We start from the raw sequence: 10843 nt of genomic DNA on the forward strand, positions 1-10843 counted from the left end.
CGTCGGCGGAAAACCCAACCGCGAATGATTGCTACGGAAAAGACCATGAAAAGAAGAGATTTCTTGAGGCTGCTGCCGATAGGTGCGGCTGCCACACTGCCGTTCGTTCAAAGGGCGCAGGCCCAGTCCCTTTGGGACATGATGAACCAGAGCCGTACCTTGAGCGATGCGGAGCGCGAAGCCAACAGCGCCGCAGCGATCCAGGCCATCGACACGGTGGAGCCGATCCTCTCCTACGACACCGCGAATAATCTCCAGCTCGCCATTTCCCAGTACGAACCTTTCGTCATCGCGGGCGGTTGGGAGCAGGTGCCCCAGGAAACCTACGGGGTCAGAATGGGGGTCAATCGCGACGGCGTCGTTCAACTCAAGCGCCGGTTGCTTTCGTCGGTCGACATGCCGATGGTCGATCGGGTTGACGATACCTTCGATGCGCCCACCGACGCCGCCTTGCGGCGGTTCCAGGCCCGCCACGGCCTCCAGGTCAGCGGGGAAGTAGATGAAGCCACCTGGTACGCTCTGAACGTGCCGGCAGAGACCCGGCTGCATCAGCTGCGCCTCAATTTGTTGCGCGTCCAGGCGATGGCGCCGGCTCTGGCCGACCGTTACGTCGTCGTCAACATCCCCGCCGCCTTCATCGAAACTGTCGAAGGCGGCATGGTGCAACGGCGGCACACCGCAGTCGTGGGCCGTATCGACCGCCAGACCCCGATCCTCAAAAGTCGCATACACCAGATCAATTTCAACCCGTTCTGGAACGTGCCTGTCTCGATCATTCGCCGGGATCTGATCAAGTATATGAACGAGAACCCGAATTATCTGACCGAGCAGAAAATCCGCATCTATGACGGCAGCGGTCGGGAACTGCAGCCGACGGACATCAATTGGCAGACCGAGGAAGCGGTCAACTACAATTTCCGCCAGGATCCGGGACCGCAGAATTCCATGGGCAACGTCAAGATCAACTTCCATAATCCCCACGCAGTGTACCTGCATGATACCCCGACCAAGGGGTTGTTCGGTGAGAATGCGCGCTTCTATTCCTCCGGTTGTGTCCGGGTGGACCAGGTGCAGGATTTCGTGGGTTGGGTTCTGCGCGACAACGGCGATTGGAGTCCGGCCGAGGTGGGGAACGTCTTTTCAACCGGCGAACGCAAGGACGTTGATGTCGCCAATCCGGTCGAGTTGCACACGACCTACATATCCGCCTGGGCGAACCGCCAGGGCGTCGTCAGCTTCCGAGACGATGTCTACGAGTTCGATATGGCGGGCAAGGTCAACTTCGAAGGCTGATAGAGACCGTACGAGGCGGGCTGAGGGACTGGCGGTTCGCCCTTGCCCTCGGTCTTTCCCCCAACCGGTTTGCGAACAAATGGCACAATGACGTCGCTTTAAGCGTGTATCAACCCAGGTCCGGCATTGGTGTGCGTATGACCCGATCGACTTTGAATAAGCTATCGATCTTATTTTTGCTGGTGGCCGCTTTTCTGGCGTCACCAGTGCTGGCTGTGTCCGTGCATTCGTCTGCAGCGGCGGCGATGGCTGAAGCTGAGGACCATGACGGCCATGCCCATGGTGGCGAGATATTAGATCTCCATGACGCGATCGATCACGTCCATAATGTGCCGTCGCTAGCTTCTCCGGCCACGCTTGCCGAGGTTCCCGGATTTCTGGACGCGTCTTTGGGGTTGTCCCAGCTGTATTCGGACGATCTTGAACAACTCGAGGCGGGCATGGGCCTTTACGATGCATTCTACCGATGGTGTCGCGACGCAACGGGTGAAACGAATAACTGGCCCGGCAAGGGAGCGCGGGCATGAACGCGCCCACCACACCGATCGATGCGCCGGCCTTCCCGAGCTTTGCTGAAATGACTGCCGTCTTTGCGCGCGTGGGATGCCTTTCCTTTGGGGGACCGGCCGGCCAAATCGCGCTCATGCACAAGGAGTTCGTTGAGGACAGGCGCTGGATTTCCGAAGAACGCTTCCTCCACGCCCTCAATTATTGCACGCTGTTGCCGGGCCCCGAGGCACAGCAGCTGGCAACCTATATTGGTTGGCTGCTCTATGGCACGAGGGGCGGGATTGTCGCTGGAACACTCTTCATCGTTCCCGGCTTTATCGTCATATTGGCCCTCTCACTCGCCTATGCCTCGTTTCAACAGACCGATCTGCTCACCAACATTTTCTACGGGATCAAGGCCGCCGTTCTGGCCATCGTTGTCGAAGCGGTCCTGCGTGTTAGTCGGCGGGCCCTGCGTAATGGGGTGATGGTGGCGCTCGCCGCAATCGCCTTCATCGCTCTATTCTTTTTTGCGGTGCCATTTCCGATCGTTGTGCTCGCGGCAGGGCTATTCGGATATTTCGGCGCAAGGCAACGTCCGGAGCTGTTTGTCGGTGGCGGCCATGGCGGAAAGGCAAAGGCCGGATATGGACCGGCCGTGATCGACAATTTGGTCACCCCTGCCGACCCGAGCTGGCGCAATGCGCTGAAAGTGCTTCTCAGCTGGGGAGCGATCTGGCTTCTGCCATTTCTGATCGTTGGGGTTACCGCCGGATGGCAATCGACGTTTGCCGCGTCCTACGCGTTTTTCTCGCAGATGGCGGTCGTCACCTTTGGCGGAGCCTATGCGGTTCTGGCTTACGTTGCCCAGGAAGCGGTACAGACATTTGGCTGGTTGGCCCCCGGCGAAATGATCGATGGCCTGGCTCTTGCCGAGACGACGCCCGGGCCGCTGGTTCTGGTCCTGAGCTTTGTCGGCTTTCTGGCATCGTACCGTGATCCGATGGGGCTCAATCCCGCCGTCGCCGGGGTGATTGGGGCGACACTCACCACCTGGGCTACCTTTGCGCCATGTTTCCTCTGGATCTTCCTCGGTGCCCCTTACATTGAGAGGTTGCGGTCGAACCAGGCACTTTCAGGCGCTCTTGCCGCCATCACTGCCGCTGTTGTTGGCGTCATTCTCAACCTTGCCATCTGGTTTGGCCTTCATGTCGTTTTCCAGGAGGTCGATGCCGTCGATTTCGGGCCCCTGCATATGTCGCTGCCGGACCCATTGACCATCGACTGGATCGCCCTCGGCCTTTGCGTCCTCGCCGCAATTCTGACGTTTCGGACCAAGCTTGGGATGGTCCCGGTTCTTGCAATCATGGGTGTGCTCGGCCTCGCTGTGGGGGTTGCGACTTAGGCACCCTTCCGCAACGCCAAGTGAATGGGTAGAATTGCGCCGATCGGTTTAGGCGCAATTCAATCTGCCCGGCTTATCCTCCCCCACAGGATCGATATGGGGCCTCAAGCGATGCGTAAGTTTACCGAGCTATCGACTGCATTGGCGGTCCTGATGCTGCTGTCTGGCCCAGCGTTGGCGGTGCCAACGGCAGCGCCTGAGGGCCAGAGCGAGGGCAATGCCGAAGTTGCGATTGGTTCTCCCACTCTCAACGACGCAGCACCGGTCCTGCTTGACGGTTCATCGACCATCGATCTTTCCGCGCCGGTCGTCGGCCCACCAGAAGGCAGCGCAACGAACTCGATCGTCGGTGCTGCAGCGCTGTCACCTGATCGTTGTGCAATTCCCGTGGAACTGCCGGCCGAAGGCGAAGCGGCTGCCACGCCCAGGGTGGCCGTCGAGGGCGCTGAACGCGAGTGTGAAGAGCTCGTCGACGCGGTTCCCATGATGCTCACGCCAGCGGGCGTGGTGCCGATTGCGGGCGCGAGCGGCGTCGGGACCACCGACGAGGAATTGCTGCTGCGTCTCGGCGAGAGGCGCGAAGGTCTTGAGTCAGAAGAGGCAAAGCTTGATCAGCAGGCGCTTTTGCTCGACGCAGCAGCCAAGCGCATTGAGGAGCGCACCGCCGAGCTCACCGCGCTTGAGCAGAGCATCAACGCATTGGTGGAGACACGAGACCAGCAAAGCCAGGAAGAGATTGCCGAAATGGTCTCGCTCTACCAGAATATGAAACCTCAGGACGCGGCCTTGGTTATGTCGGGGCTGCCCGACGAGGTGCTGCTGCGGATCGCATCGAATATGTCGCCGCGGAAAATGTCGCCGATCATGGCGGCGATGAATACGACGCGGGCTCAGGCGTTGACAGTATTGATGATCGAGAACGGCCAGGAGGCGCAACCCTAGGCAGCGTCCGCTTGATTGCGCTCCTGCAAAATCAGTGCTGGGGCTCAGTCCCGCCCAAATGATGGTGCCTAATTTGGTGGTTGCTTCCTTGAAGCTGGACCGGCTTCCGGTACCTTCCTCCATAGTGCAGGCCACCCGGCCGTAACAATGAAGCTGATCGCTACATGCTCGCCTGGCTAGTATCCCTTCAGGCTTCGATCCAGAGTTCCGTCTCCGAGCATATTCTGGCGTTTTCGGCATCGGGCGATTGGGCAGGCCTCTTGTCGGTCATGCCCTTTGCCGTGTTGTTCGGCTTCGCTCATGCGATGACGCCTGGTCACAACAAGCTGGTTCTTGCGACCTATATTGTTGGTGAGCGCTCGCGGATGTGGCCAAGCCTCTCTACGTCCGCCTTACTGAGTGCAGTGCATATCGGTAGCGCCGTGGTCATCGCGCTATTCGCCAATTGGCTGGTCTCTCGCAACATTACCCAGGCCGGCCGCGCCCCCTTGCTCGAGGACATCAGCCGCTGGTTTCTGGTCGCGATCGCAGCCTGGATGATCTGGAGAGCCGCGAGCCCGCGAGCGCACTCCCACCTGCGAGGTGGATTATTTGGGTTTGCTGCAGGGCTGGTGCCGTGCCCGCTAACGCTCTTCATCATGGTCCTCGCAATCACGCAGGGGGTGCCGGTGGCTGGCGCAATGTTCGCTGTTTCCATGTTGATTGGGGTAGGCTGCGTTCTTGCCGGCGTCGCAATTCTTGCCACGCTCGCAGCCGCCCAATTGGCGGCACAGGTTGCGCGGTTTCCCAATCTTCCTCGGATGATCGAAGGAGTGGCGGGCCTATTTCTTCTCCTTGTGGCCACAAGCCAGCTTGTGGGCTGAGCCTGCAAGATGGCGCAGCGACAGAGATATCAAAAGGGCAACCTGAGGGGCTCCTTTTCTCACCTGCCAACAAAAAGCGGACTGACAGGAAACCACCCCTTTCCCGCCAGGATCATCTCTTCACAACGTGCCTGATCCGCTCCGTGAGCACCTGATCGACCTCGAAATATCCCTTCCACGCATCAGGCCCTTGCGCTCGCTCAGCCGCGGCGAAGACGTCGAAGGCATTGGCGCGATCGATCTCAGCCAGCTCGTTCCATGTGATGGGCACTGCCACGGTCCCGCCTGCGCGAGCTCGCGTCGACCACGGGCAGACAGCCGTCGATCCCTGACCGTTGCGGAGATAGTCCAAGAACATGCGACCCTTGCGCCTGGCCTTGCTCATATTGGCGACGAAGCGGTGCGGATCGGTTTTCGCGAGCAGCTCCGCGAAGTCCTGGCAGAATTCCTTGACCTCATGCCAGTCGGCCAGAGGCACCAGAGGCACCACCACGTGGATGCCTTTGCCGCCGGAAAGAAGCGGCCATGACTGCAGACCGACGGCACCAAGGATATCCCTGATGTCCGTTGCTGCTTGCTTCACGTCGCCGAAGCCCAGGCCCTCGTCGGGATCGATATCGAAAACCATGCGCTCGGGAAGGTCCGGCTCATGACGGTCCGATCCCCAGACGTGAAATTCGAGCGTGTTCATCTGCACGCCGCCGACGAGCCCCGCGAGATCCTCGATCCACAAAATGCGGGCCTCCGTGCCCTTCATCTTCGTAAGCTTACCCGACTTCAGCGTCTTCGGCATGCCCGCTAGAGCGTGCTTCTGAAAGAACGTGTTCTCCAGGTCGTTGTTGGTGCCGCGAACCAGCGAGAGCGGCCTGTCCTTGAGGTGGGGGAGCATCTTGTCGGCGACCGCGGCGTAGTAGGCGACGAGATGCGCCTTCGTGATCTTAGTCCCGGGGTACATGACCTTCTCGGGGTTCGACAGCTTCACGCCCAGCGCCTGCGCGATCTCGATGCCGACGACAGGATCGAGGCCCGAGGCCGTGTCGTCTGCCGGCACCTCCAGTGCGACTTGCGACGCCTTCTTGTCCTCTCTCAGACCTTGGAACGATGCGTGACGCAGCGATCCATCTGGCGTGATCTCGGCATATGCGACTTCGGCGACGAGTTCGGGCTTCACCCAGAACGCCTTTCGAGCAATGTCCCGGGGCACCGAAGCGAAGGCGGGCTTGGCCAGCCGCCGCTTCTCAAGCTGCGCCATGATCTTGTCCTTCATCGCCTCGCTGAAGCCTGTGCCGACCCGACCGCGATATGTGAACTGACCTTTTTCGTAAGTGCCCACGATCAAGCTGGCCATGCCGCGGCCATTGTCACTGGGGCGCCAGCCGCCGATGACAAACTCCTGCCGCTTGGTGCACTTGATCTTGAGCCAGCTCTTGGTCCGATCGTCGACGTAGCGAGCATGGGCGCGTTTGGCGATCATGCCTTCGTGGCCGCCTGCAGCCATGGCGTCGAAGAAGGCGTTGCCGCCGTCGATGACATGGTGGCTGTATTGCAGGCTATCGTCGGCGTCGCGCTCGCCGATCAGCTCCTCGAGGATTGCCTTGCGCTCGATCAGCGGTTTTTTCGTGAGGTCTTCGCCATCCTTCTCGAAGATGTCGAAGGCGTAGAATTTCAGCGGAATGCCAGCAGCGATCCCAGTCTTGAGCATCGAGAAGTTCGTGCGACCGGCCTTGTCGACAGCAACGATCTCGCCGTCGATCAGCACCGCGCCCTTCGTCAGGGTCTTGAGCGGCGATAGGATGACCTTGAACTTCTCGGTCCAGTCATGCCCGTTGCGTGTGTAGACCCGGACCTCAGAGCCCGTGATGGCGATCTGGGCGCGATAGCCGTCGTACTTCATCTCGAACAACCACCCGTCGCCGGTTGGAATGGTCTCCGACAATGTGCAGAGCTGGAACGGACGGAAGTCGGGGAGGGGGTGTGTAGGGGTAGATTCTGAGTCCCTGCGGGGTGACCGCTTTTTGCGGAGTGCGGCCTCTACGGCCGGCATGCGGAACTCGGATACATCGGCGGATTCAATCGCCAGCCGACGAATCAGTTCCGATTCGAAAACAAGAGTCTTTTCAGCGCCTTACCAGCACGCGCAACCGCACGGCCCGGTCACCGTTGAAGGATAGCTGATTCAATCCTTTAGGAGGACGATATGCCCAACAACAAGCAGGATCGCGCAAAGGTCGCAGGCGGTCAGGACCATGAAGTTGATTACGCGGCGAAGAAATCCGGGGCAACCAAGGACGAGGTCAAGAAGGCCGTGAAATCCGAAGGCAACAGCCGCGAAGCGGTCGAGAAGAAGCTGAAGGACTAAACGCCATGGCTGCGATCGACCTCGCTCGACGGCGAATCCTCGTCGTCGAGGATGAACCCATTCTTGCCTTCGACATCGTTGATCAAATCGAGGAGCACAACGGCATCGTGCTGGGTCCGGTTGTCACTCTTGAAAAGGGGTTCGATGCGTTGCGCGAGATGAAGCCGGACGCGGCGATCGTCAACATCAACCTCGGTCGACAGCTGGTTTACCCACTCGCGGACCAGATGGTCGCGTAGGAGTTGCCTTTCATCTTCGCGAGCAGCGAGTAACGAGCAGCGATTCCGCACCGCTTCAACGAAGTGCCGCTGCACTCAAAGCCGATCAACATGATCGAGGCAGCTGCGGCGCTAATGGGGATCTCACGAACCGCAAACTAGCTCGCGGGCGACGCGCACCAGCTCGGTGCCTTGTGCAGGCTTTGGAACCCACGCCCCATGCGCGAAAGGTGTGTTTTCATGCATGTTTGGATGGTCGCCGGAATGCACGATGAAGGGAATCTCTGAGCCGATCAGCTTTTCCACGACGGCATCGGATGGACCATCCCTGAGCATGATGTCGACGACCACGACATCAGGGGTGTGGCCGTCCAGCCAAGCGAGAGCGTCAGCGCAGGTCATCACCGGCACAACAGCGAAGCCGGCATCGGCCAGTGTCGCTTCCAGATCCATCGATATGAGTGGCTCGTCTTCGAGCAACAGGGCAGTCCGTTTAATCGTGGCCATCGCAACGGTTCATACAGATGCGCATAGGTAACTTTGTGACGGAACCAGTCAATTGTCGGATCATTAAAAAGCCGAGACCGATGCGCGTCAACCGGACACGGTGGCATAGGGAACGGGGATGGTTTTTCCGGTTTCCCGCCCCGGCCAACGAAACGGCAGCCGAGCCCTTATCCCGCCCGCCTCGGTCTCATTCCTCCAGCAACCGTGGCGGCATTAACCGCCAAAACCGGTAGACGAGGGATGAGAGCTCCCCTCAGTAATGTCGATAGAGCGACCGATAGCGGGGATGCGTCCAAGCCAATATCGGGCCGGCGATCCGTTGGGCTAATCGCGCATAGATCTTGCCGTTTCTGAGATTGACGAGTTGGGATGGCGCAGAAGTGGACTGAATGCTTGTCAGGCTGATAGCCCAATCCAGTGGTTGACCATCTGTTATCGATCTCGACATTTCCGCTTGAGCTTCGGAGGGCTTGGAGCGTCACCCGTTCCTTCTGGAAATCCGTGGTTGGAAAGCGGATGATAGTGCACTGGGAGGATACGGCATGGATTTGAACTTGAGTGATAAGGTCGCTGTCATCACCGGCGGCACAGTGGGCATTGGATTAGCCATAGCTGAAGGTCTTGCTGCAGAGGGCGCGAACCTGGTGCTTGTCGGTCGTAACAGTGAACGCGGTAGTGACGAGGCGGCGAGGGTGGCTGACAAATTTGGCGTCGTTGTCATCGCAATCGCAGCCGATGTCGCCACGGCCGAGGGCTGCGATGCGGTCGTCGCGGGGACTTTGAAGGCTTTTGGAGCCGCCGATCTCCTCATCAACAATGCCGGCACGGGCTCGAATGAGACTATCGCGGAGGCTGATGACGCCAAGTGGCAGTATTATTGGGATCTGCATGTCATGGCTGCCGTGCGGCTGGCACGCGGACTGGTTCCGGGCATGAAGAAGCGCGGTGGGGGAGTCATCTTAAACAATGCGTCGATCTGCGCGGTCCAGCCGCTTTGGTACGAGCCGATTTATAATACCACCAAGGCTGCGCTGATGATGTTTTCCAAGACCCTCGCCAACGAGGTAGTCGCGGACAACATCAGGGTAAACACAATAAATCCCGGGCTGGTTTTGACACCCGACTGGATTAAGACAGCCAGGCAAATCGCCGGAGATGATGGCTGGGAAGGCTATTTGCAGAACGTCGCCAATGAGGCAGGCGGCATGAAGAGGTTCGCAACACCAGAGGAATTGGCAAATTTCTTTGTCTTCATGTGCTCAGACAAATCCAGCTACTCCACCGGTTCAACATATTTCGTCGACGGGGGTTGGCTCAAAACGGTGTAGGGCCCAGACGCAGTGTTTCGGCCTCTGTGAAAGCGGGAGCAGAAATTGCGGGGCCGGTCGCATTTCTGCCGTTGCTGCAATGGGACAGCGCTGAGCCAGACATGAAGTCCGAATGAGGGAGACAGCGGCCATGAGAGTATCCAACGTTCCGCCAAGGGCCGTGACTGCAATCACGCGTCTTTCTCAATTCAAAGCGGCGGGGTGTGTCCTCGTAAGCCATTGCAGCGTCAGTCTGGCTCATAAACACGAAATCGACTACGACGCGGCTATCCTTGCCCATGGTGATGTTGAAGTAGATTACAGCTTCAAAACCGAACAGAGGTGCCCAGAGTGTAACGCACCAGGAGGAGGCATCACCATTTTGCCCACGCCAGCACCTAAGTAGTGCGGCGGTGCAGTAGGCAGATAGCCACGCCACGCGCCCGCTTCGCGGTGGTCGGGCTTGAGCGCAACCACGTCGAACTCACGAACATTGGCTACTCAATCGGCGATAGGGACTTCATTCCGCCCTATTCACCGCCGGGTCGCTTCGAAGGCATACGATTGGTAACCGCGGCGATGAGAAGAAAAATCGAGGCTGCGATGATGCCCGACATGGCCAGACCAGGACTGAATGTCTGCGTGCCAAGCGGCGTGATAATGGTGCCCGCGATCGTCGCGATTGCCAGACCGGTCAGAAATTGCCCAATGATGGGCTTGTGGTGCTTTTGCATGGTGTTCCTCCATGCCCAACATAGCCCCGCGTGACAAAGCGGGGATTTCGTGGATAAGTTGCCATTATTGGATGGAGGGCGGCATCCACGATGAAAGGTTATGTCGATACTCTGAGCGAAGGGCTTATCGACCGGTACAAGCTCTATCTCGAAACTTTCATGGTCGACCTTTGGAGCTCACCCGGAGTGATCGAATTCCGGGTTGGGTTTTCGCTTCGCAAAGAGCACAAATTGCGCGGCTTTACGCTCAAGGTCGGCGCCGCGGAGGCAGTAACAGCGCGAGAGCGGCGAGCCATCATCGATGCGCTCTTCCTCGAGATCGAGGATCATCTCGACGAGGCAATTGCAATGAATTTGGTCGAGCTGAACTGACGTGAACGTTTATCCGCAGCACATTCACGCAAACTGATCGATGTCCCGCTCCATGGTCCCGACATCTCTGGAGAGTAAGATTGTTGCGCCGCTCATTCTTCATCCTCTTAACCCCGCGCCCATCCGACGCCTTCTCTGATTCAAGAGGGGCAGGGCGGGCAGGCTGACGCTCCCGTGCGTTGAGTCGAACTCGCTCGACGGGCCTCACGGCCGGGTCCGGCAGCAGAGACTATAGCTCGAAACCTGTCCCTAATGCCTCCACGACCCTGATAACGTTTCCAGGGCGACCGCTGCGTTATTCGACCGGCCATTTGGGCGACGTTATGCACCGGTTATCCACCAGTTAGATGCCGA

The 10843-nt window shown here is 59.0% G+C and carries 11 protein-coding genes and 1 pseudogene; 9 read left to right on the forward strand and 3 right to left on the reverse strand.

Going from position 1 to position 10843, the window contains the following annotated elements; all coding sequences use genetic code 11:
* The first annotated feature begins 24 nt into the window (after positions 1–24).
* From ACSQ2A_RS17425 to ACSQ2A_RS17445, 5 genes and pseudogenes are all read left to right on the forward strand, one after another.
* Entirely contained in the window at positions 25–1293 is a 1269-nt protein-coding gene (locus ACSQ2A_RS17425) for a L,D-transpeptidase family protein (RefSeq protein ID WP_436073258.1), read from the forward strand.
* Between the two features lie 359 nt (positions 1294–1652).
* Positions 1653–1820, forward strand: a pseudogene (locus tag ACSQ2A_RS17430) (sulfurtransferase); the annotation flags it as partial.
* Positions 1817–3187 (forward strand): chromate efflux transporter, encoded by a 1371-nt coding sequence (gene chrA, locus ACSQ2A_RS17435; protein ID WP_436073259.1) that lies wholly within the window; start codon positions 1817–1819, stop codon positions 3185–3187. The pseudogene ACSQ2A_RS17430 and the gene chrA, both read left to right, overlap by 4 nt.
* 111 nt (positions 3188–3298) lie before the next feature.
* Positions 3299–4129, forward strand: a complete 831-nt coding sequence (locus ACSQ2A_RS17440) for a MotE family protein (RefSeq protein WP_436073260.1) — start codon at positions 3299–3301, stop codon at positions 4127–4129.
* Positions 4130–4293: 164 nt separating this feature from the next.
* Positions 4294–4992 carry an urease accessory protein UreH domain-containing protein gene (locus ACSQ2A_RS17445; protein ID WP_436073261.1) on the forward strand — a complete coding sequence of 233 codons (699 nt, stop codon included), beginning with the start codon at positions 4294–4296 and terminating at the stop codon, positions 4990–4992.
* 112 nt (positions 4993–5104) lie between these two features.
* On the opposite strand, the gene ligD is transcribed toward ACSQ2A_RS17445, so the two are convergent.
* Positions 5105–7036 (reverse strand): DNA ligase D, encoded by a 1932-nt coding sequence (ligD, locus tag ACSQ2A_RS17450; RefSeq protein WP_436073262.1) that lies wholly within the window; start codon positions 7034–7036, stop codon positions 5105–5107.
* 153 nt (positions 7037–7189) lie between these two features.
* On the opposite strand from ligD, the gene ACSQ2A_RS17455 reads away from it, so the two are divergent.
* Positions 7190–7351, forward strand: coding sequence for a DUF3606 domain-containing protein (locus ACSQ2A_RS17455; RefSeq protein ID WP_436073263.1), 162 nt, complete (start codon positions 7190–7192; stop codon positions 7349–7351).
* A 5-nt stretch (positions 7352–7356) separates the two neighbouring features.
* Entirely contained in the window at positions 7357–7590 is a 234-nt protein-coding gene (locus tag ACSQ2A_RS17460; protein WP_436073264.1) for a hypothetical protein, read from the forward strand.
* A gap of 123 nt (positions 7591–7713) precedes the next feature.
* On the opposite strand, the gene ACSQ2A_RS17465 is transcribed toward ACSQ2A_RS17460, so the two are convergent.
* Positions 7714–8076, reverse strand: coding sequence for a response regulator (locus ACSQ2A_RS17465; RefSeq protein ID WP_436073265.1), 363 nt, complete (start codon positions 8074–8076; stop codon positions 7714–7716).
* Positions 8077–8618: 542 nt separating this feature from the next.
* Between ACSQ2A_RS17465 and ACSQ2A_RS17470 the strand changes: the two genes are divergently transcribed.
* Positions 8619–9404 carry an SDR family NAD(P)-dependent oxidoreductase gene (locus tag ACSQ2A_RS17470; protein ID WP_436073266.1) on the forward strand — a complete coding sequence of 262 codons (786 nt, stop codon included), beginning with the start codon at positions 8619–8621 and terminating at the stop codon, positions 9402–9404.
* A gap of 509 nt (positions 9405–9913) precedes the next feature.
* On the opposite strand, the gene ACSQ2A_RS17475 is transcribed toward ACSQ2A_RS17470, so the two are convergent.
* Entirely contained in the window at positions 9914–10117 is a 204-nt protein-coding gene (locus tag ACSQ2A_RS17475) for a hypothetical protein (protein WP_436073267.1), read from the reverse strand.
* Positions 10118–10207: 90 nt separating this feature from the next.
* On the opposite strand from ACSQ2A_RS17475, the gene ACSQ2A_RS17480 reads away from it, so the two are divergent.
* Complete coding sequence (locus tag ACSQ2A_RS17480) at positions 10208–10489, forward strand: hypothetical protein (protein ID WP_436073268.1); 282 nt, start codon at positions 10208–10210, stop codon at positions 10487–10489.
* Positions 10490–10843 lie beyond the last annotated feature (354 nt).

Source organism: Devosia sp. LjRoot3, assembly GCF_964252865.1.
GTDB lineage: Bacteria > Pseudomonadota > Alphaproteobacteria > Rhizobiales > Devosiaceae > Devosia.

Excerpts from the sequence above, each read along its gene's own strand:
- ACSQ2A_RS17425 (WP_436073258.1), top strand. The coding sequence starts at position 25 with ATGATTGCTACGGAAAAGACCATGAAAAGAAGAGATTTCTTGAGGCTG.
- chrA (WP_436073259.1), top strand. The coding sequence starts at position 1,817 with ATGAACGCGCCCACCACACCGATCGATGCGCCGGCCTTCCCGAGCTTT.
- ACSQ2A_RS17440 (WP_436073260.1), top strand. The coding sequence starts at position 3,299 with ATGCGTAAGTTTACCGAGCTATCGACTGCATTGGCGGTCCTGATGCTG.
- ACSQ2A_RS17445 (WP_436073261.1), top strand. The coding sequence starts at position 4,294 with ATGCTCGCCTGGCTAGTATCCCTTCAGGCTTCGATCCAGAGTTCCGTC.
- ligD (WP_436073262.1), bottom strand. The coding sequence starts at position 7,036 with ATGCCGGCCGTAGAGGCCGCACTCCGCAAAAAGCGGTCACCCCGCAGG.
- ACSQ2A_RS17455 (WP_436073263.1), top strand. The coding sequence starts at position 7,190 with ATGCCCAACAACAAGCAGGATCGCGCAAAGGTCGCAGGCGGTCAGGAC.
- ACSQ2A_RS17460 (WP_436073264.1), top strand. The coding sequence starts at position 7,357 with ATGGCTGCGATCGACCTCGCTCGACGGCGAATCCTCGTCGTCGAGGAT.
- ACSQ2A_RS17465 (WP_436073265.1), bottom strand. The coding sequence starts at position 8,076 with ATGGCCACGATTAAACGGACTGCCCTGTTGCTCGAAGACGAGCCACTC.
- ACSQ2A_RS17470 (WP_436073266.1), top strand. The coding sequence starts at position 8,619 with ATGGATTTGAACTTGAGTGATAAGGTCGCTGTCATCACCGGCGGCACA.
- ACSQ2A_RS17475 (WP_436073267.1), bottom strand. The coding sequence starts at position 10,117 with ATGCAAAAGCACCACAAGCCCATCATTGGGCAATTTCTGACCGGTCTG.
- ACSQ2A_RS17480 (WP_436073268.1), top strand. The coding sequence starts at position 10,208 with ATGAAAGGTTATGTCGATACTCTGAGCGAAGGGCTTATCGACCGGTAC.